The sequence below is a fragment of the Arthrobacter mangrovi genome, from assembly GCF_026011795.1.
Lineage (GTDB): Bacteria > Actinomycetota > Actinomycetes > Actinomycetales > Micrococcaceae > Crystallibacter > Crystallibacter mangrovi.
In genome coordinates, this window is record NZ_BRVS01000002.1 from 119,590 (window position 1) to 137,871 (window position 18,282).

19 protein-coding genes, 8 tRNA genes and 1 riboswitch are annotated in these 18,282 nt (G+C 68.5%); of the genes, 19 read left to right on the top strand and 8 right to left on the bottom strand.

Annotated features, from left to right (window positions below):
• Positions 1 to 35 precede the first annotated feature (35 nt).
• Positions 36 to 180: riboswitch (FMN riboswitch) on the bottom strand.
• Positions 181 to 265: 85 nt separating this feature from the next.
• The 6 genes from rpe to AHIS1636_RS02740 form a co-directional block, all read right to left on the bottom strand.
• Positions 266 to 937 (bottom strand): ribulose-phosphate 3-epimerase, encoded by a 672-nt coding sequence (rpe, locus tag AHIS1636_RS02715; RefSeq protein ID WP_264794283.1) that lies wholly within the window; start codon positions 935 to 937, stop codon positions 266 to 268.
• 9 nt (positions 938 to 946) lie between these two features.
• Positions 947 to 2,491: an RsmB/NOP family class I SAM-dependent RNA methyltransferase gene (locus AHIS1636_RS02720; RefSeq protein WP_264794284.1), complete on the bottom strand. Its 1,545-nt coding sequence runs from the start codon at positions 2,489 to 2,491 to the stop codon at positions 947 to 949.
• Positions 2,488 to 3,438, bottom strand: coding sequence for a methionyl-tRNA formyltransferase (gene fmt / locus AHIS1636_RS02725; protein WP_264794285.1), 951 nt, complete (start codon positions 3,436 to 3,438; stop codon positions 2,488 to 2,490). Before fmt ends, AHIS1636_RS02720 begins: the two co-directional genes overlap by 4 nt.
• Positions 3,435 to 4,010, bottom strand: a complete 576-nt coding sequence (gene def / locus AHIS1636_RS02730) for a peptide deformylase (protein WP_264794286.1) — start codon at positions 4,008 to 4,010, stop codon at positions 3,435 to 3,437. The genes fmt and def overlap by 4 nt, the downstream gene beginning before the upstream one ends.
• 55 nt (positions 4,011 to 4,065) lie before the next feature.
• Positions 4,066 to 4,938, bottom strand: a complete 873-nt coding sequence (locus AHIS1636_RS02735) for a cytochrome (protein WP_264794287.1) — start codon at positions 4,936 to 4,938, stop codon at positions 4,066 to 4,068.
• A 123-nt stretch (positions 4,939 to 5,061) separates the two neighbouring features.
• Positions 5,062 to 5,136 (bottom strand) — tRNA-Val (locus tag AHIS1636_RS02740).
• Between the two features lie 228 nt (positions 5,137 to 5,364).
• Here AHIS1636_RS02740 and AHIS1636_RS02745 point away from each other — a divergent pair.
• The 9 genes from AHIS1636_RS02745 to AHIS1636_RS02785 all read left to right on the top strand — a co-directional run bounded on the left by AHIS1636_RS02745 (position 5,365) and on the right by AHIS1636_RS02785 (position 7,180).
• A tRNA-Gly gene (locus AHIS1636_RS02745) sits at positions 5,365 to 5,438 on the top strand.
• Positions 5,439 to 5,492: 54 nt separating this feature from the next.
• Positions 5,493 to 5,563 (top strand) — tRNA-Cys (locus AHIS1636_RS02750).
• A 33-nt stretch (positions 5,564 to 5,596) separates the two neighbouring features.
• Positions 5,597 to 5,668, top strand: a tRNA-Val gene (locus tag AHIS1636_RS02755).
• Positions 5,669 to 5,700: 32 nt separating this feature from the next.
• A tRNA-Gly gene (locus tag AHIS1636_RS02760) sits at positions 5,701 to 5,777 on the top strand.
• 48 nt (positions 5,778 to 5,825) lie between these two features.
• Positions 5,826 to 5,897: transfer RNA gene (locus AHIS1636_RS02765), tRNA-Val, on the top strand.
• A 32-nt stretch (positions 5,898 to 5,929) separates the two neighbouring features.
• Positions 5,930 to 6,006 (top strand) — tRNA-Gly (locus AHIS1636_RS02770).
• 47 nt (positions 6,007 to 6,053) lie between these two features.
• A tRNA-Val gene (locus AHIS1636_RS02775) sits at positions 6,054 to 6,125 on the top strand.
• 186 nt (positions 6,126 to 6,311) lie between these two features.
• The gene (locus tag AHIS1636_RS02780) at positions 6,312 to 6,857 is read left to right on the top strand and encodes a DinB family protein (RefSeq protein ID WP_264794288.1); all 546 of its coding nucleotides are present in this window, start codon (positions 6,312 to 6,314) and stop codon (positions 6,855 to 6,857) included.
• A gap of 71 nt (positions 6,858 to 6,928) precedes the next feature.
• Complete coding sequence (locus AHIS1636_RS02785; protein ID WP_264794289.1) at positions 6,929 to 7,180, top strand: antitoxin; 252 nt, start codon at positions 6,929 to 6,931, stop codon at positions 7,178 to 7,180.
• Between the two features lie 65 nt (positions 7,181 to 7,245).
• Here the strand turns inward: AHIS1636_RS02785 and zapE are convergent, their stop codons facing one another.
• Positions 7,246 to 8,283, bottom strand: coding sequence for a cell division protein ZapE (gene zapE, locus AHIS1636_RS02790; RefSeq protein WP_264794290.1), 1,038 nt, complete (start codon positions 8,281 to 8,283; stop codon positions 7,246 to 7,248).
• 194 nt (positions 8,284 to 8,477) lie between these two features.
• Here zapE and AHIS1636_RS02795 point away from each other — a divergent pair, with 194 nt between their 5' ends.
• Genes AHIS1636_RS02795 through ybaK form a run of 3 tightly spaced genes read left to right on the top strand, consistent with a single transcriptional unit; the run spans position 8,478 to position 10,359 of the window.
• Positions 8,478 to 9,383, top strand: a complete 906-nt coding sequence (locus AHIS1636_RS02795; protein ID WP_264794291.1) for a sulfurtransferase — start codon at positions 8,478 to 8,480, stop codon at positions 9,381 to 9,383.
• Positions 9,384 to 9,397: 14 nt separating this feature from the next.
• Positions 9,398 to 9,853: a SufE family protein gene (locus tag AHIS1636_RS02800; protein ID WP_264794292.1), complete on the top strand. Its 456-nt coding sequence runs from the start codon at positions 9,398 to 9,400 to the stop codon at positions 9,851 to 9,853.
• Positions 9,854 to 9,867: 14 nt separating this feature from the next.
• Complete coding sequence (gene ybaK / locus AHIS1636_RS02805) at positions 9,868 to 10,359, top strand: Cys-tRNA(Pro) deacylase (RefSeq protein WP_264794293.1); 492 nt, start codon at positions 9,868 to 9,870, stop codon at positions 10,357 to 10,359.
• Here ybaK and AHIS1636_RS02810 read toward each other — a convergent pair.
• Positions 10,356 to 11,672, bottom strand: coding sequence for an alpha/beta hydrolase family protein (locus AHIS1636_RS02810; protein ID WP_264794294.1), 1,317 nt, complete (start codon positions 11,670 to 11,672; stop codon positions 10,356 to 10,358). The genes ybaK and AHIS1636_RS02810 overlap by 4 nt on opposite strands.
• Positions 11,673 to 11,798: 126 nt before the next feature.
• Between AHIS1636_RS02810 and AHIS1636_RS02815 the strand changes: the two genes are divergently transcribed.
• From AHIS1636_RS02815 to AHIS1636_RS02845, 7 genes are all read left to right on the top strand, one after another.
• Complete coding sequence (locus tag AHIS1636_RS02815; RefSeq protein ID WP_264794295.1) at positions 11,799 to 12,287, top strand: hypothetical protein; 489 nt, start codon at positions 11,799 to 11,801, stop codon at positions 12,285 to 12,287.
• Positions 12,288 to 12,300: 13 nt separating this feature from the next.
• Positions 12,301 to 12,738, top strand: coding sequence for a peptide-methionine (R)-S-oxide reductase MsrB (gene msrB / locus AHIS1636_RS02820; RefSeq protein WP_264794296.1), 438 nt, complete (start codon positions 12,301 to 12,303; stop codon positions 12,736 to 12,738).
• Between the two features lie 196 nt (positions 12,739 to 12,934).
• Positions 12,935 to 14,314, top strand: a complete 1,380-nt coding sequence (locus tag AHIS1636_RS02825) for a DUF6421 family protein (protein WP_264794297.1) — start codon at positions 12,935 to 12,937, stop codon at positions 14,312 to 14,314.
• Positions 14,311 to 15,084 carry an SDR family NAD(P)-dependent oxidoreductase gene (locus AHIS1636_RS02830; RefSeq protein WP_264794298.1) on the top strand — a complete coding sequence of 258 codons (774 nt, stop codon included), beginning with the start codon at positions 14,311 to 14,313 and terminating at the stop codon, positions 15,082 to 15,084. The genes AHIS1636_RS02825 and AHIS1636_RS02830 overlap by 4 nt, the downstream gene beginning before the upstream one ends.
• 35 nt (positions 15,085 to 15,119) lie before the next feature.
• On the top strand, positions 15,120 to 16,211 hold the full coding sequence (locus AHIS1636_RS02835) for a threonine aldolase family protein (protein ID WP_373875773.1): 1,092 nt from the start codon (positions 15,120 to 15,122) through the stop codon (positions 16,209 to 16,211).
• A 79-nt stretch (positions 16,212 to 16,290) separates the two neighbouring features.
• Positions 16,291 to 16,911 carry a DUF3000 domain-containing protein gene (locus AHIS1636_RS02840; RefSeq protein WP_264794386.1) on the top strand — a complete coding sequence of 207 codons (621 nt, stop codon included), beginning with the start codon at positions 16,291 to 16,293 and terminating at the stop codon, positions 16,909 to 16,911.
• A gap of 23 nt (positions 16,912 to 16,934) precedes the next feature.
• Entirely contained in the window at positions 16,935 to 18,263 is a 1,329-nt protein-coding gene (locus tag AHIS1636_RS02845) for an HRDC domain-containing protein (RefSeq protein ID WP_264794299.1), read from the top strand.
• The last annotated feature ends 19 nt before the right edge of the window (positions 18,264 to 18,282 follow it).

Consider the following 18,282-nt stretch of genomic DNA (forward strand, 5'->3'; position numbering starts at 1 on the left):
GCGGACCGTGCGCACCGTCGGCTGGCTGCCAACTGTACGTGCTTCTCCCATCCAGACTTTGACTGTCGGTACCGGAATTCCACCGGTTCAGCCGCTGCCTGCGGAACATTGCCGTTCCGTCGGCCGCGGGTCGCGGACTATAACCGCCGGTTCGGACTTACACCGACCCCGGAGCACGTTGTTTGTGATTGCTATTGTGCCATAACTGCCGTCCGCATCACGGCTATTCCCGTCACGGCCTGTAACACACGGCACATTTGATGTATCAGTCCCGGGCAAGAGCCTTCTGGGCGGCGTTCCTCAACGACGTGATGGCGGCATCCGGGTCCTCGGCCCCGTACACCGCCGAGCCGGCGACGAAGACAGTGGCCCCGGCCGCGGCAGCCCGGTGGATGGTCTCCTCGGTGACACCGCCGTCCACCTGGATTGCCACCGGGAGGCCCGAGCCGGCCACGGCGTCCGCGGCGCGGCGGATCTTCGGCAGGGTGACGTCCAGGAAGGACTGGCCCCCGAAGCCGGGTTCCACCGTCATGATCAGCAGCATGTCCATCTCGGGCAGCAGGTCCAGGTAGGGTTCGACGGCGGTGGCGGGCCTCAGCGCCATGCCCGCCTTCGCGCCGCGGTCCCGCAGGTCGCGGGCCAGCTTGACCGGCGCCGCCGACGCTTCGACGTGGAACGTCACCGACGCCGCGCCGGCCTCGGCGTAGCCCGGCGCCCACCGGTCCGGGTCCTGGATCATCAGGTGCACGTCCAGCGGCAGCCTGCTCACGGCCTGGATCCGCTCCACCACCGGCAGGCCGATGGTCAGGTTGGGCACGAAGTGGTTGTCCATCACGTCCACGTGGACGGCGTCGGCCGACGCGATCCGGGCGAGTTCGGACTCAAGGTTGACGAAGTCTGCCGACAGGATGCTCGGGTTGATGCAGCACTGGTGCATGGCTGGTGGTCAGTCCTTTCCCGCCGGCGCGCCGGCGGATGTCTTCTTGCGCAGCAGGGACAGGAACATCGCGTCCGTCCCGTGGATGTGCGGCCACAGCTGGGCCGTGCTGCCCGTGCCCTCGGCCCTGCCGGCCTGCAGGTCCCCGGTGAGGCTTGCGGCATCCAGCGCCGCAGCCGAATCCGCCGCTTCCATCTCCGGGTGGCGGCGGAGCGCATCGGAGACGACCGCCGTCGTCTCCGCAATGTGCGGGGAGCAGGTCACGTAGGCGACCAGGCCTCCCGGCTTGACCGCGGCGATGGCGGAGTCGAGCAACTCGCGCTGCAGCGGCGCCAGCTGCGCGACGTCGGCGGGGCGGCGGCGCCAGCGGGACTCAGGCCGCCGGCGCAGCGCACCCAGGCCCGTACAGGGCGCGTCGACGAGCACCCGGTCGAAGCCTTCCGGCTCGAGGGCGCCGAGGTCCCGCCCGTCTCCCGTCCGCACTTCCCAGACCCGGTGGTCCACCGGGCGCAAGGCCTGCCGGACCAGTTCGGCCCGGTGTGCCGCCGGCTCGTTCGCCAGCAGCGTCGCCCCCTGTTCCGCCGCAAGCGCTGCCAGCAGGGCGGCTTTTCCGCCGGGGCCGGCGCATAGATCGAGCCACCGTTCCGGGCCGTCGGTCCGCAGCGCGGCACCCGCCAGCGCGCGCGCCACCAGCTGGGATCCGGCGTCCTGGACGCGCGTTGTGCCTTTCCGGACCGAGTCGAGCCTGCCCACGTCACCGCCGGAGTAGAGCGCGGAGTCCCGCACCAGGCCACCCGGCTGGGCGCCGGCGTCGATGGCCTCTTCCAGGTCTCCCAGCCCGGGCAATGCGACGAGGTTGACCACGGGAGCCGCGTTGTCCGCATCCAGCAGCTGCCCGATCTCTTCCACGCTCCGGCCATGGCCCGCGAGCGCCTGGCGCAGCGCGCGCACGATCCACTCCGGGTGGCTCTGGGCGATGGCAGCGGCGGCCACCGGATCGCTGCCGTCCGTCAGTTCCGAGGTCCAGTCCGCCAGGTCCCTCGCACTCACCCTGCGGAGGACGGCGTTGATGAGGGAGGCCGGACCCGCGCCGATCACGGCACGAGCCAGCCCGACGGTCTGGTCCAGCGCGGCGTGGGCCGGGACGCGCATGGCCAGCAGCTGATGCGCGCCCAGCCGCAGCGCGTCGAGGATCGCGGGATCCAACTGGTCCAGCGGACGGTCCACGCACTTGGCCAGGATCGCGTCGTAAGTACCTTGTGCCCGCAGCGCTCCATAGGCGAGTTCGGTGGCGAAGCCCGCGTCGCGCTTGTCCAGGCGGTGCTGGCGGATCCGGGCCGGCAGCACCAGGTTTGCGTACGCGTCTTCGCTGCTCACAGCGCGGAGCACTTCGAAGGCCACCAGCCGAGCCGGGTCCGCCCGCCGGGTGCGTTCTGACGGAGCCGCGCGAGTGTGGCCGCGGTTGACCGGGCGGTTGCGCTCCCGTCCTGCGGCGTTGCGCCGCCCGGCCCCCGGCCTGTGCCTGCCGCGCCCGCCGTCCTCGTTTCCGCTCATTCGAACCGCACATCCTCACGTTGTCCCAGGCCGCGCGCCCAGTCGGCCGCCGCCATCATCTTCTTGCCGGCCGGCTGCACCTGATCCAACTGGACGGCACAGGACCCGGTTCCCACTAGGGCGGAGGCCGATCCCCCGGAGCTCGGCAGCACCTGGCCGGGAGCCAGGTCACTTCGGTCCTGCCGGAGCGTAACGGGGCCGAGCTTGAACCGTTGGCCCGCGAGCGTGGTCCATGCTCCGGGCTCCGGGGTCACGCCGTTAATCCTGCGCCGAATGGCCAGCGCCGGCTGGTTCCAGTCGATGTGGCCGTCCTCGAGTCCCAGCTTCGGGGCCGCGGTAGGCTGGCCGGACTGCGGGACGGCAACGCCCTTTCCTGCCAGCACGGCAGAAAGCGTCTGGGCCAGCAGCGCCGCCCCGCTGAACGACAGCCTCTCGAGCAGTTCCCCGCTGGTGTCCTCCGGTCGGATCGCTTCAGTCAAGGTGCCGTACACGGGTCCTGTGTCCAGCCCCTTTTCGAGCAGGAAGGTCGAGGCGCCGGTCAGGTCGTCCCCATTGATCACGGCGTGCTGGACGGGGGCGGCACCGCGCCACTGGGGCAGCAGGGAGAAGTGCAGGTTGATCCAGCCGTGCGCCGGCAGTGCCAGCGCCTCCTCCGGAACCAGTCCGCCGTAAGCCACGATCGCCGCCACGTCCGGGGCGGCCCCGGCGATGGCCGCAACGGCAGGACCATCGAGGCGGTTCGCCTTGATGACGTGCAGCCCGAGCTCGGCCGCCCGTCGGGCCACGGGCGACGCGGTCATGATCTTCTTGCGTCCGACCGGCGCATCCTCGCGGGTCAGGACGGCCACGATATCGAACCCGGCCGCCGACAGCGCATCCAGGGACGGGACAGCTACTTCGGGCGTGCCGGCGAAAAGGACCCGCGGCCGGGTATCGGAGACGGTCATGCCTGCGGCTGCCCGAAGGCGCCGGCACCGAAACCCGACCCGACACTTGCCGAGCGCTTGGCCGTCGTGTCCCGGGCAACGGTGTTGTAGGAGGCGTTCCGGATAGCGCGCAGGGCGCTCTTGCGTTCATCGCCGGACAAGTGGTCAATGTACAGGACGCCATCCAGATGGTCCGTCTCGTGCTGGAAGCACCGTGCCAGCATTCCTTCGCCCTCGAGAACCACGGGGTTGCCGTGCATGTCCACGCCGGTTACGCGGCTCCAGCGCCGCCGCCGGACCGGATAGCCGAGCCCCGGAATCGAGAGGCATCCTTCCACCTGGTCAGCCTGGAAATCGTCGCTGTTTTCCAGCACAGGGTTGACCACATGGCCGCGCCGTCCGTCGATCTGGTAGGTGAACACCCGCAGGCTGACCCCTACCTGGGGAGCGGCCAGCCCGGCTCCCTCGACGTTCTCCATCGTCTCGTCCATGTCGGCAACGAGCTTTTCCAGTTCGGGGCCGAATTCGGTCACCGGCTCGGCCTTGGTGCGAAGCACCGGATCTCCGATGATCCGAATACCTAGGACGGTCATCTGCTCTTCTACCTCACTTTGTGCCGTGGAAACGTCGCTTCAAGTCTATGTGCCGTCAGCTGGCCGCCGGTTCGACAGTGCGGACTGCCGCCACCGGAGGGCCGACGGGCAGCAACGCGCGGCCGGCGTCCGCCACCTGCAGCTGCAGGTCCCACACACGGCGCAGAGCGCAGAACTTGTACCAGTGGTACCTCAGCACCTCCGGATTCGCGCGCATCGGCCGGACTTCCGTTTCCCCGATGGCCACGCCCAGGAGGACCGGGTCATCGCCGTACGCCCACGGCTCCCAACTGCCCGCCGCCGCGTCGACCAGGCTCTCCTGTGCCTTCATCCCGGCCACCAGCTGCATAACGACCTTCTCGTCCATGGCCTTGACCTGCCCATTGCGGTCGGTGCCCTTCGTCTTGAAGTCGATCAGGCAGAGCCGGCCGCCGATCCTTGCCACGAGGTCCATGGTTCCTGCGTAGCCAAGCTCGGTGTTCCACACGGTGATCTCGGGCTCGATTGGTTCGACAGCGTACAGCTCCCACCACTCGTCGAAGCGTGCCGCGAAGGCCTCTTCGCCGTTCGCCTTCAGCGCCTCGCGTGCCTCCGCCATCCGGTGCGGACGTCCAAGCGCCCGCAGCGACACCTGCTCGCAATAGGAATGCACCCGGTCCCCGCGCAGCGCCGCCGCATCCCGGTAGCGTTCCGCGGCGGACGACGCCTCCTTTGCCAGCGCCCGCAGCTTGGCTGGATTCCCGGCGGCCTCGGCCAGCCTGTGATCCTGTGCCATGGCGGTGGCCGCCATGTGGGAAAACCAACCGCCAAGGTCCGTGGGTGCCTGGGATATCACGGTCGTAATGGAGGGGACACTCGGAAGTTCCGAGGTGGAGCGGGAGTACATCCGTCCGAAATCGGTCTTGTGGGCCAGCGCCGGATCTGTCATACCAAGCATCATCTCAGAGACGACTGACCGTTTCGGGCCGTGCCGCTGGAGGGGCGCCTCGGAGGCCCGCTACGAAAGAGGCCCCCCGCCCAGGCTGCTTGCCTGGGCGGGGGGCCTCCCGCATGGTGGGCGATACTGGGTTCGAACCAGTGACCTCTTCGGTGTGAACGAAGCGCGCTACCACTGCGCCAATCGCCCGAGCCGGATCCGGCGTGCGGATCAGCGTCGCTTATGAATGGTAGCCGACAGTTGGCCGTCTGCAAAAACGGGCACGCCGTCCATCCCATCGGGCCCCGGCCGCGGCGGCGTCGACGCGCAGCCGCGAACCCGATTGGACGAAGCACGATTCGTCCTATAGAGTTCTTACTCGTTGGAAATCGCCGAGGTGCTCCGGAGAGACATCGGGACCGGGCGATATCACGACATGCGGACGTAGCTCAGCTGGCTAGAGCACCACCTTGCCAAGGTGGATGTCGCGGGTTCGAATCCCGTCGTCCGCTCGCAAGTCACTGTTTGTGCCAGCTCTGCTGGCCGGTCCTGAATCTGCAGGCCACGGTGGGGTGGCCGAGAGGCGAGGCAGCGGCCTGCAAAGCCGTATACGCGGGTTCGAATCCCGTCCCCACCTCGTATGCAGGTACTACTTGCTTACAACCCTTACGGGCGATTGGCGCAGCGGTAGCGCGCTTCCCTGACACGGAAGAGGTCACTGGTTCGATCCCAGTATCGCCCACGGATGGAGTCCGGTTCCCGGATCCTCTCCATGCGGACGTAGCTCAGCTGGCTAGAGCACCACCTTGCCAAGGTGGATGTCGCGGGTTCGAATCCCGTCGTCCGCTCCACTCCCCCCAAAACCGGCGGCGCTCACCGCTGCCTCGGTCTTGGATCCCGGGCGATTGGCGCAGCGGTAGCGCGCTTCCCTGACACGGAAGAGGTCACTGGTTCGATCCCAGTATCGCCCACGGATGGAGCCCGGTTCCCGGATCCTCTCCATGCGGACGTAGCTCAGCTGGCTAGAGCACCACCTTGCCAAGGTGGATGTCGCGGGTTCGAATCCCGTCGTCCGCTCCACTTCGCACCGCTCCCACGGACCAGCCCGGTCCGCCGGTATCGGACCCGGGCGATTGGCGCAGCGGTAGCGCGCTTCCCTGACACGGAAGAGGTCACTGGTTCGATCCCAGTATCGCCCACTATCTTAGGTGGCTCCCAGGTGGAGCCGCCTTTTGTTTAGTCTCCCTTTTCCTGTCCGGGTGCCCGGAGGACTACTGCTCGCTGTCCTTCCGCCTTCCATGGACGGGCAGGCCCTGCCAAGGTGGAAGAATCCACAGGCGACAGGAGAATCCATGGGCGGCAATGCGGAACCCCATGATAATGAGTTGGACACACTGCTGGCATTCCTGGCCCAGCAACGCTATGTCCTGGAGCTGACGGCCTACGGGCTGGATGAAGACCAGCTTCGGCTCCGGCCGACCGCGGGCGAATTGAGCATCGGCGGCCTGATTAAGCACGTCAACGCTACCGAAGCCTCGTGGATCGACGTCGTGGAGGGCCGGGAGCGCCGGCAGGACCGGCTAAGCTACGCAGCTGGTTTCACGTTGCGTGAGGATGAAAGCACCGCGGACCTCTTGAAAGCCTATAAGGCTACCGGGAACCGGACGGAGCAGGTCTGCCGGGCCCTCGGGGCACTCGACGCGCCGGTGCGGATGCCTGATGACCCCTGGTTCTCCGCTCGGCCCGAGGGCTACAGCCTGCGCTGGATCCTGGCGCATCTGATCGCGGAGACTGCGCGGCACGCCGGCCACGCGGACATCATCAGGGAGTCCATCGACGGTGCCACGGCTTTCCCGCTCATGGCCGCGGCCGAGCACTGGCCGCCATCAGATTGGATGACGCCGTGGACTCCGCCCGAGCGCAGCCGTTGACGCTGCGGCTGCCCCGCCTAGGATGGAACCCAAAGGGAACAGACGGTTCCCGCCGGAGAAAGGAGGTGGCTGTGTCTATATTTGACGAGCTCAAGGGCAAGGCCGGAGGGCTGAAGGACAAGGCAGCCGTGCTGGTCGGCAATAACGCGGACAGCATCAAGGGCGGCATCGGCAAAGTCGGTGACTTCATCGACAACAAGACCGGAGGCAAATACTCCGGACAGGTCGACGGCCTCCAAGCCAAAGCCTCCGAACTCATCGACCGGGCGCCGGGGAACAACGGTTCCGGACGCGCCGGCGGGGTAAATCCTCCGGCCTCTTAGCTCATTGGGAACGGCAAAGGTGGCGCCGGTCCTGCCGCGAGGCAGTACCGGCGCCTCTTGCATTCCTAGGAAGCTTCCCCGGTCATGCCCTCGCGTGCCAAGGCCGTCAGGCGCGAGACCGCGCGGTAATACTTCTTCATGTAGCCCCCGGACATCATCTCCGGGGTGAACAGCTCGTCGAAGGGGGCACCGCTGGCGATGATCGGAACATCCTTGTCGTACAGCCTGTCCGCCAGGACGACGAACCGGAGCGCAACCGACTGTTCCGTAATTGTCGCCACGTTGTGCCAGGCCACCGCGTCGATTCCGTCGATGAACTGCCGGTAGCGGCTCGGGTGGACGCCCTCAAGGTGGCTGACCAGGTCACTGAACTCGTCGGCGGCGACCACCTGCCCGTCGAAGTCGCTGTACACCCGCCGCTTGAGTTCCTGGTCGCTCAAGGGAGCGGGAGCGGCCGGCAGTCCGCGGTGGCGGTAGTCTTCGCCGTCGATCCTGATGACATCGAACTGGTCCGCCAGGACCTGGATCTCGCGCTGGAAGTCGACCGCGGCGAAGCGGCCCTCCCCCAGGGAACCTGGCAGGGTGTTGGAGGTCGCGGCCAGCCTCACACCGGCGTCGGCGAGTTCCCGCATGAGCCGCGACATCAGCACGGTGTCGCCCGGATCGTCGAGTTCGAATTCATCGATGCAGACCAGCTTGTAGCTGCTCAGCGCGTCAACGGTCTTACGGAAGGACAGGGCTCCCACGAGGTTCGTGTACTCGACGAAGGTGCCGAACGCCTTCGGCCCCTCGACGGCGTGCCACAAGGATGCCAGCAAGTGGGTCTTGCCGACGCCAAAACCGCCGTCGAGGTAGATGCCGGCCCGGCTGGGTGCCTTCTTGGCTCCGAAGAGCCGCTTGAGTCCGGTCGGGGCGCGATGGTCTGTGGACGCGGCAAAGTCCTGCAGCGCCTTGACCGCGGCGGCCTGGGACGGCTGCGACGGGTCGGGGCGGTAGCTGGCGAAGGAGACCTCGCCGAAACGCGGCGACGGGTGGAACCCCTTCAGGAGTTCGTCGACGGAAACCTTCGGGGTCCGGCGGGTTAGCTGTTCGATCTGGGGCACGTTGGGACGACCAATGCCTTCCTGGGATTTGCTCGGCGGTGATTTGCCGCCAGAAAAACGATACGCTACGCCGGCTCCATTGTCGGATTCCTGCCGGACGTTCCGCTTCCTCCGGATGCGGCGGCGGAAGCTTTTGCCGCAGGCTGTGGTTAGGCTAGGCGGGAGCCCGAATCCCGTTACCCGAAAGGACAGCCGTGCCCGTTGCCGCTGAATCCAACGAGAAGTTTGCCGCCTACGCCGATCCGGAGCGGCTCGTGTCCACCGAATGGCTTGCCGCCAATCTGGACAACGAATCGCTGGTCGTCGTGGAGTCCGACGAGGACATCCTCCTCTACGAAACCGGCCATATCCCCGGTGCGGTAAAGATCGACTGGCACACCGACCTCAACGACCCGGTGGCCAGGGACTATGTGGACGGGGCCGGGTTCGCCAAGCTCATGAGCAGCAAAGGCATCTCGCGCGACAGCACCGTGGTCATCTACGGCGACAAGAGCAACTGGTGGGCAGCCTACGCCCTCTGGGTCTTCACGCTGTTCGGTCATGAGGACGTCCGCCTGCTGGACGGCGGACGCGACAAGTGGATCGCCGAAGGCCGGGACCTGACCACCGAGGTGCCCCAGCCGGGGTCTACCGACTACCCCGTCATCGAGCGCAACGACGAGCCCATCCGCGCTTACCTGTCCGACGTCCTGGCGCATTTCGGCAAGCCGCTGATCGACGTTCGCTCTCCCGAGGAGTACTCGGGCCAGCGCACCACCATGCCGGCCTACCCGGAGGAAGGCGCCCTGCGCGGCGGCCACATCCCGAGCGCCGCATCCGTTCCCTGGGCCAGGGCTGCTGCCGAGGACGGGACATTCAGGAGCCGCGACGAGCTGGAAGCCATCTACAAGGCAGAAGCCGGGCTCAAGGAAGGGGACGACGTCGTCGCCTACTGCCGCATCGGGGAACGGTCGAGCCACACCTGGTTTGTCCTCAAGCACCTGCTGGGCTTCGAGAATGTGCGCAACTACGACGGCTCCTGGACGGAGTGGGGAAATGCCGTCCGCGTCCCGATCGTCAAGGGGTCCGAGCCGGGCGACGCACCGGCCCCGCGGCGCTGACCGGCGTAGGATGGATGACTGTGACTGAACAACAGATCCCGGCGCCGCTGGCGGAAATCATCGACGACTTCCAGGCCATGGAGGAGCCCGACCGCCTGCAGCTTCTGCTGGAATTCTCCCGCTCGCTGCCGGAACTGCCGGAGCACCTCGCGGACCATCCTGAACTGTTCGAGCAGGTCGTCGAGTGCCAGTCACCGTTGTTCCTGACGCTGGAACTCGGGGACGCTCCGGAGCAGCCCGTGGAGATCTTCTTCTCTGCTCCCCCGGAGGCCCCGACAACCAGGGGGTTTGCCGCCGTCCTGCACGAGGGCCTCAACGGCCTGCCCGCTGACGAGATCCTCGCGGTACCGGACGACATGCCGGACCAGCTCGGGCTGACCCGCGCGATTACGCCGCTCCGGATGCGCGGCATGGCGGCAATGCTCGCGCGGATCAAGCGGCAAATCACCGACGCGCGCTCCGCCGCCTGAGCGCGCCGCACCCGATGGCCAAGCGCGCTACCTCCTCCGGGACTCCGGCAACGCTGTTACTGGACCAGGCCGGCGTCGCGTACACGCTGCACGGCTACGAGCACGACCCTCGGACGGCCAGCTACGGACTGGAGGCGGCGGAGGCGCTGGGCTTCCCTCCCGCACGGGTCTTCAAGACGCTGATGGTGAGCACGGGCCCGTCGCTCGGCGTCGCGATTATCCCGGTGGCCACCACCCTCGACCTCAAGGCCTGCGGTGCGGCCCTGGGCGTGAAGCGCGTCTCCATGGCCGACCCCGCGGTGGCGCAGCGCCGGACGGGATACGTCCTCGGCGGCATCTCGCCGCTCGGCCAGCGGCAGGCCAGCCCGACCGTCCTTGACGGTTCGGCGCTCGGCTTTCCCACGGTCCTCGTGTCGGCCGGCCGCCGCGGCCTCGACATCGAACTGGCCGCCGGGGACCTTATCCGGCTGACCGGCGCCACGGTAGCGGAACTGGGCGCGGGTTAGGTGTCCGCCAGCTGCTCTCCGGCGGTGCCATCGGTGCCGGCATGCCCGCCGGCGGTGGTGCGGCCGGACTGCGCCGGTCCGAGAACCTCGGCCAGCCACTCGGCCACCGTGGACTCCCAGCGTTCCGGGTCGACGTTCCATTCCCTCGTGTGGCCGGCCCCGGAGAACCGTTCGAAGGTCACTAGCCGCGGATTCTGCTCTGCCAGTTCGGCCGAGGGCCCGTACGGCACGAAGTCGTCGTCCTGGCTGTGCAGGATCAGCGTAGGCACGCTGAGCTGGTCCGCCCTGTCCACCCAGTTCATCTTGCGCAGGTCCAGGGGCGACGCCAGGCCTGTCAGCAGCCGGCCGGCCTTGTTGGAAATCAGCCACTGGGTGAAGCGGCCAATGGCGGCCGGGATTCTGTTTAGCCGCGCCTGGTAGGCCAGCACATCGATCCAGTTGATGACCGGCGCGTCCAGCACCAGGGCACGGATCCGGTTCCGGTGGATGGACTGGTCCGCCGCCTGGAGGCAGATCGCGCCGCCCATCGACCAGCCGAAGAGGACGACGTTGTGGGCTCCGCGGTCCAGGGCAAAGCCGATCGCCGCTTCCACGTCGAGCCATTCCGTGAGGCCCAGCCCGTACCTGCCGTCCGGCGCCGCCGGTGCCTCGCCGTCGTTGCGGTAGGAGATCAGCAGCGAGGTCATGCCCAGGTCCTTCGCGGTCCGCACGGCGCGGATGCCCTCGTGCCGGGTGGCACCCCGGCCGTGCACCATGATGGCCCAGGTGCGGCTGGCCGCGTCACCGCGGATCAGCCAGGCCGGAGCGTAGCCGCCGTCGACGTCGATCCTGACCTCTTCGTTGGCCAGGCCCGCGGCGGCCGGATCCGGATAGACCGCGCCGCCCCACCAGCCGCGGCGGGCAGAGCCCAGTTCTCCGCTGTAAACGCGCTCCACGCGGCGCTGCACCGTGCCGTCCTTCGGCGAGTACGACGTGATCCCGCCGATCCTCGCGTGGCCGCGCCCGCCGTCGAAATAGATGCTGTAGATCCCGGGGGACGTGGTGTCGAGGGCGGCCGGCAGGATGATCTCCTGATCCTCCCCGCTGCCGACGACGGCGTAGATTTCCAGGTTCTGCTCGTGCTCGCGCACCGGCGTCAGCAACTGCCGCGCGAAATAGGACGCCAGCCCGGAGCTGGCCGCGGCCAGCACCGATCCCGTCCCGGCACCGATCATGGCGCCCAGGCTGATCCAGCGCACCCACGGCAGGGTCGCCGCCGCGGCTTCCCCCGCCGCTGACGCCGTCGGTGACTTCCGGGAAACAAACAGGGCCATGGTTCCATTCTTACCCCACGCGCGATGGTGCGCGGTCCTCCCCCGCCGAGGCGGCATCGCCTGCGGTACAAGGCGGAAAGTGCCGCCGTATTGTTGGCGGTCGCCGATGCTGGCTACGCTGGGCCCATGACGGAAACGATCGTGGTACTCACCGAGGAGCCGCTCAACAGCGCGGACCTGCGGAATCTTGAACTGCTGGCCTCGGAGGGCACCATGTTCAACGTGCTGATCCCGGAGGACACCAAGCGCAACCTGGTGCTGGACTTCCTGGACAACCTGAGCCTGCTCGACGTCGCTGCCGCGTTCCGGGAGCTGCTCCACGGGCAGCCGTCGGCCGACGAGGCCAAGACGGAGGCCGAGGAGGCCAAGCGGCTGTCCATCGAAGCGCTGGCCGGCAGCAGGCTCGCCGGCACGGTGGAGATCGTCGGGGACGACGCGGTGTCCGCCCTCGTGGACCACGTCCGCCGGCACCCGGTGGACCGGGCCGTCGTCATCACGACCCCGCACGCCGTCGAGGACACCTTCCACACGGACTGGGCGAACCGGGCCCAGGACAAGCTGGGCATCCCGGTGCTCCACCTCTACTCCGGCTCGGGATACATCGGCGATTCGTAGGCGTTGAAAGGATATGACCAACGTGGACAACACTGAAGAAGCCTTCCCCGTCACCAAGTCCGAGGACGAGTGGCGCCGCGAGCTGACGCCGGAGGAATACCACGTGCTGCGCCAGGCCGGCACGGAGCGGCCCTACACCGGCGAGTACTGGGACACCCACACCAACGGCGTCTACAAGTGCCGGGCCTGCGGCGCTGAACTGTTCACCAGCAAGGAGAAGTTCGACTCGCACTGCGGCTGGCCGTCCTTCTGGGCGCCGCTGGCAGAGGGCAAGGTCCGTTACCTGCACGATTCCACGCTGGGCATGGAGCGGATCGAGGTCCGCTGCGCGAACTGCAACTCGCACCTGGGCCACGTCTTCGAGGGCGAGGGGTACCAGACCCCGACCGACCAGCGCTACTGCATCAATTCGGTCTCGCTGACACTGGAGGAAGACGCGGCCGCCAGCTAGCGGCACTCCGCCGCACAACTGTCGCCGCCAGCGCGAGCCCCGCTGGGCCTGCCGGCTTTCGCGGCCGCCTTGAGCATGAGAAGTGCTAATCAGTCGGCGCATTTCTGATTAGCTGAGCTTTTTCGTTGCTACGCTCGAGCCACAGTGCAGATCCGTCCGCACGGCCCGGCCGTGCCGCAGAACAGGGGGCTCCATCATGACTCTGGCCATTTCGCCGTCCGGCGCCGAACAGTGCAGCGATTCGGGCCTGCCGGCGCATCCGGCCTGGCTCCGGCTCAAGGCCGCAGCCTCCGCGCTGCGTCCGCGGCAGCTGCACGACGGCTCCATTCCTGATCCTGCCCACCATGCCGAGGCGGGCCGGCAGGTAGAGAGCATCGTCGCCGCCATCGCCGAGCTCGCTCCGTTCCTGGAGCACGACGGCGACTATCTCCGGCTGCTGCAGCAGGACTTCCGCCGGTGGGCCGCGGACGGCTTCGGGGTCCCGGACTTCCTGGATTCGCTCATGGCCTTCCAGCCGCAGCGACAGCGCCGCGACGGGCTGGTCCACCTGGTGGTTTTCCCGATGTACACGCAGAACGGCAGCCCGGACCGGCTGATCGAGGCCGTGCTGGTCGAGGTCATCTGGCCGGATTTCATCGACGATCTGGAGGCCGGGGACTACTCCAACAAGCTCTTCGTCCCGATCCGCTTCCTCGACTTCACGCCCGGCTACGACACGAACTCCGCCGTGCTCTTCCCGGAAACCGTGGCCGTCCGCGAGACCCCGGCCTTCACGTGGGGCGCCATCTTCGCGGACCGCGAGGCCGCCCGGTTCCGCCGCGTGGTCGCCGCCGCCGCCCGGACCACCTCGCTCGAGCTGCCTGCGGAGGCCGCCGAGCTCCTTGAGGACCAGCAGCTCGCCGAGGAAACCTTCGTCATGTGGGACCTCATCCACGACCGCACGCACATGCGCGGCGACCTGCCGTTCGACCCGTTCATGATCAAGCAGCGGATGCCCTACTTCCTCTACTCGCTGGAGGAACTGCGCTGCGACCTCACCGCGTTCCGCGAATCCGTCCGGCTCGAGCATGACGCCGAGGCATCGCCGGAAATCCGCGCGCACGCCAGGCTGGTCCAGTACGCAGTGATCTTCGACCGGATCTTCCGCTTCGCCATCACCGGAAGCCGGGTCCGCAACTACGACGGCCTCGGCGGCCAGCTGCTGTTCGCCTGGCTGCACCAGCACCACGTTCTGCACTGGACCGATTCCCGGCTGACCATCGACTGGGAGCACGTCGCGGACGCCGTCGTCGACCTTGGCCGGCAGATCGACGACCTGTACTGGCGCTCGATCGACCGCCCGAAGCTGGCGCACTGGCTCGCGGCCTACGAGATGCTGACCGGCACGCTGACCCCGAATCCCGCCTCCGCCTGGGCCAAGGGGCCCACTGCCCTGCCGCTGACGGCGCCACTGCGTGAAATTACCGACCAGGTCATGGATGATGAGTTCCCACTGTCCATGTTCTACGAGGCACTGGGGAAGAAGATGAAATCCGTCATTGAATCGACCTCCGGCATTACCGGAGCCGCAGCATGAGCGGCGGCCCTCCGGCGGAACCGGGAGGCACGGACGGCGCCATCCCCGCAGGCCTGCGAGTGGTGGTCGCCGGGGCCTCAGGCGCCTCGGGCCGGGCCGTCACCGCCGCGCTGCGCCGGGCCGGGGCGGAGGTCATCGCCGTAGGCAGCAATGCGGAGCGGCTGCGGCAGGCGTACGGCGATGACGACGGCGTAGCTACGTTCGCCTGCGACCTCGCCGACCGCAGGGCCGTCGAGGGGCTGGCCGCCGACGTGCTGGTTCGCGGCGGCGCCGACGGCCTGGTCCACCTGGTCGGCGGCTGGCGCGGCGGCAAAGGCATCACCGGCCAGAGCGACGAGGACTGGGACTTCCTCCACCGCAACCTGGTCACGACCCTGCGCAACACGACCAGGGCCTTCTACCCGCAGCTGGCCGCGTCGAAGCACGGCCGCGCCGTCATTGTTTCCTCCACGGCCGTGGGCGCCGCCACCGCCGGCGGGGCCAACTACGCAGCCGCCAAGGCCGCAGCCGAGAGCTGGATGCAGTCCCTCGCGGACGGCTTCGAGCGCGAGCGGAAAGCCGCCGGAAAGGACACCGGAAGCCCCGTAACCGCCCGGGCCGCCGCCGTCGTACTGGTGGTCAAGGCCCTGGTGGACGACGGCATGCGCCGCGCGGAACCGGAGAAGACGTTCGACGGATTCACCGACGTTGCGCAGCTGGCCGAGGCCGTGAAGAATTTGTTCGGCACGCCCGCCGCCGATCTGAACGGACACAGGATCCCGCTCGCGTGAGCGCATCCGCCCCTACACCCCATTCCGAGAAGGACATTGCCATCGTGACCGATTCCTCCCTGCTCGCCGCTCCCCTGCACGACGCCGCCGCACGCGGCTTCGCCTCGGACAACTATTCGGGGGTGCATCCGGAAATCCTGACGGCGCTGGCCCACGCCAACGGCGGCCACCAGGTTTCGTACGGCGAGGACGACTACACGGCCCGGCTGCAGGAAATCATCCAAACGCATTTCGGCGCGCAGGCGGTCGCCTACCCGGTGTTCAACGGCACCGGCGCGAACGTGCTGAGCCTGCAGTCGATGCTGCCGCGCTGGGGGGCCGTCATCTGCGCCGCCACCGCGCATATCAATGTGGACGAGAACGGCGCCCCCGAGCGGGTCGGCGGGATGAAGCTGCTGCCCGTGCCCACCGAGGACGGCAAGCTGACGCCGGAGCTGATCGACCGCGAGGCCTGGGGCTGGGGCGACGAGCACCGTGCCCAGCCGCTGGCCGTGTCCCTCACCCAGAGCACCGAGCTCGGCACGCTGTACAGCATCGAGGAAATCCGGGCGATCGCCGACCACGCGCACGGACACGGCATGAAGCTGCACATGGACGGGGCGCGGCTGGCCAACGCGGCCGCGGCCCTCGACGTTCCGCTGCGCGAGTTCACGACGGACGCGGGGGTGGACATCGTTTCCCTCGGCGGCACCAAGAACGGCCTGCTTTTCGGTGAATGCGTCGTGGTGCTGAACCCGGAGGCGGCGGCCGGCCTGCCGTACCTGCGCAAGATGAACATGCAGCTGGCGTCGAAGATGCGCTTCATCTCGGCGCAGTTCGTGGCGCTGCTGGAGGACGGCCTGTGGCTGCGCTCGGCAGCGCATGCGAACGCGATGGCGGCCCGGCTGCGCGCGGCGGTGGCCGGGATCGACGGCGTCCGGCCCACGCAGGAGACGCAGGCCAACGCCGTGTTCGCCACGCTTCCGGCGGGTGCGGCGGACCGGATCCGCAAGAAGTTCCGGTTCTACGACTGGGACGCTGCCCGGGGCGAGGTCCGCTGGATGTGCTCGTTCGACACGTCGGAGGCCGACGTGGATGCCTTCGCCGAGGCCATCCGCGCAGAGGTCGGGGACAGCACAGGAGCATAACGATTCATGGCTCCGGCGAGTCTGGTTCCCGGCTGTCAGTGCCGCGAATTAACCTGTGGGTGTGAGTGCGATTGGTGATATGTCCGCGGTTCCTGCGGACTTCATGACCGCCCTGGCCGCGTTGCGCCGGGCACAGTGCCGCAGCGAGCTCCGCCTCGAAGAGCTGCCAGCTCCCTCGCGCCTCGCCCCGTTCGCCGTGGCCATTGGCGCCGAGGTCGTCCAGCCCGCCGCTCCGGCCGGCCGGCCGCTGCACGGACCCGCCCTTGCCGCCGTCGGCAGTTCCGGCGGGACGGAACTCGCGACGGGCCGCTTCGTCCTGCTCTACGACGCCGAAGGGTCTGAACTCTGGGACGGCACTTTCCGCATCGTGACCTACATCCGCGCCCAGCTCGATGCCGAGATGGGCAATGACTCGCTGCTGGGTTCGGTCGCCTGGACCTGGCTGGTGGAGGCGCTGGACGTCCACCACGCCGGATACCGCAATGCCGGCGGAACGGCGACCCGGATCCTCTCGGAGAGCTTCGGCACCCTCGCGGACCAGCAGGACGCCATCGACATCGAGCTCCGGGCCTCCTGGACCCCCGATTCTGCCCAGGTCCAGGCCCACCTCGAAGCCTGGTCGGACATGGTCTGCACCTTCGCCGGCCTGCCCCCGCTGCCGGACGGCGTGGCTCCGCTGCCGAATCGCCGTCGCAATTAACCGCGCAGTAGACTGAAAGGACCATGACTTTCTTGACTTCGGACTCTTCCGCCGGACCGTCGCGCCCCTCCATCGGTGCACCACCCGCGGAAGCGGCCCCGGAGCAGGCCCCCGAACTGGTTGAGCTGACCGCGCCGCGGGAGGGGGTGCCCCCTGTCGTCACCACTGCCAACGGGCTGGCGCGCGCCGCGGCCGCGCTGGCCGCTGGACGGGGTCCGGTGGCTGTGGACGCCGAGCGCGCTTCCGGCTTCCGCTACGGCCAGCGGGCCTTCCTCGTGCAGCTCCGCCGCGAGGGAGCGGGCACCTGGCTGGTCGACCCCGAACCCTTCGACGACCTGGTGGTCATCAACGATGCGATCTGTGGCGCCGAGTGGATCCTGCACGCCGCCACCCAGGACTTGCCCTGCCTCTCCGAGCTTGGCATGTGGCCGGACCGGCTCTTCGACACGGAGCTCGCCGCCCGGCTGGCCGGGCTCCCCCGCGTCGGCCTCGCCGCTGTGATCGAGAACCTGCTGGGATTCACGCTGGCCAAGGAGCATTCCGCCGCGGACTGGTCCACCCGCCCGCTGCCCGAGCCCTGGCTCCGCTACGCCGCACTGGACGTCGAGGTGCTGATCGAACTCCGCGAGGCCATGGTTGAGCTGCTCACACGGCAGGACAAGCTGGGTTTTGCCGAGCAGGAGTTCGAGGCCCTGCGCAAGACGCCGCCCGCCCCGCCGCGCCCGGATCCCTGGCGAAAGACCTCGGGCCTCCACCAGATCCGCGACCGGAGGCAGCTGGCTGCGGTGCGGGAGCTGTGGCAGGAACGCGAACAGCTGGCCGAGAAGCGGGACGTCGCACCCGGCCGCCTGATCCCGGACTCCGCCATCGTGGCCGCGGCCCGGGCAATGCCCGCAACCGTACCCCAGCTGCTGGACGTCAACGGCTTCCACGGGCGGGCCGCCCAGCGGGAGGCCCCGCGTTGGCTCCGCTGCATCAGCACCGCCCGGCAGTTGAAGGAACTGCCCGAACTGCAGCAGCCGACCAATGCTCCCCCGCCGCCCCGGGTGTGGGCTGACAAGGACCCCGCGGCGGCAGCACGCCTGCAGACCGCCCGCCCCCGGCTCGCCGCCTTGGCCGAGAAGCTGGAGATGCCGGTGGAGAACCTGCTCACCCCCGATTTCCTGCGCCGCGTCGCCTGGCGCCCGCCGGCCGCGGTCACCGAGGAATCCATCGCCGCGGCCCTGCGCGAACTGGGCGCCCGTCCCTGGCAGCTGGAACTTGCCGTTCCTGTCATCACCAAGGCCTTCCTCGATCCGGACCCGCTGCCGGAGCCGAAGGGCAAGGGGAACCACCGGGGAAGCGCGGCGTAGCTTCCCAGGCCGGCGCGGG

What these genes read in the sequence shown, in the direction of transcription:
- rpe (WP_264794283.1), bottom strand. Translation starts at nt 937, where the DNA reads ATGCACCAGTGCTGCATCAACCCGAGCATCCTGTCGGCAGACTTCGTC.
- AHIS1636_RS02720 (WP_264794284.1), bottom strand. Translation starts at nt 2,491, where the DNA reads ATGAGCGGAAACGAGGACGGCGGGCGCGGCAGGCACAGGCCGGGGGCC.
- fmt (WP_264794285.1), bottom strand. Translation starts at nt 3,438, where the DNA reads ATGACCGTCTCCGATACCCGGCCGCGGGTCCTTTTCGCCGGCACGCCC.
- def (WP_264794286.1), bottom strand. Translation starts at nt 4,010, where the DNA reads ATGACCGTCCTAGGTATTCGGATCATCGGAGATCCGGTGCTTCGCACC.
- AHIS1636_RS02735 (WP_264794287.1), bottom strand. Translation starts at nt 4,938, where the DNA reads ATGACAGATCCGGCGCTGGCCCACAAGACCGATTTCGGACGGATGTAC.
- AHIS1636_RS02800 (WP_264794292.1), top strand. Translation starts at nt 9,398, where the DNA reads ATGACTGTGACTGAACAACAGATCCCGGCGCCGCTGGCGGAAATCATC.
- ybaK (WP_264794293.1), top strand. Translation starts at nt 9,868, where the DNA reads ATGGCCAAGCGCGCTACCTCCTCCGGGACTCCGGCAACGCTGTTACTG.
- AHIS1636_RS02810 (WP_264794294.1), bottom strand. Translation starts at nt 11,672, where the DNA reads ATGGCCCTGTTTGTTTCCCGGAAGTCACCGACGGCGTCAGCGGCGGGG.
- AHIS1636_RS02815 (WP_264794295.1), top strand. Translation starts at nt 11,799, where the DNA reads ATGACGGAAACGATCGTGGTACTCACCGAGGAGCCGCTCAACAGCGCG.
- msrB (WP_264794296.1), top strand. Translation starts at nt 12,301, where the DNA reads ATGACCAACGTGGACAACACTGAAGAAGCCTTCCCCGTCACCAAGTCC.
- AHIS1636_RS02825 (WP_264794297.1), top strand. Translation starts at nt 12,935, where the DNA reads ATGACTCTGGCCATTTCGCCGTCCGGCGCCGAACAGTGCAGCGATTCG.
- AHIS1636_RS02830 (WP_264794298.1), top strand. Translation starts at nt 14,311, where the DNA reads ATGAGCGGCGGCCCTCCGGCGGAACCGGGAGGCACGGACGGCGCCATC.
- AHIS1636_RS02840 (WP_264794386.1), top strand. Translation starts at nt 16,291, where the DNA reads ATGTCCGCGGTTCCTGCGGACTTCATGACCGCCCTGGCCGCGTTGCGC.
- AHIS1636_RS02845 (WP_264794299.1), top strand. Translation starts at nt 16,935, where the DNA reads ATGACTTTCTTGACTTCGGACTCTTCCGCCGGACCGTCGCGCCCCTCC.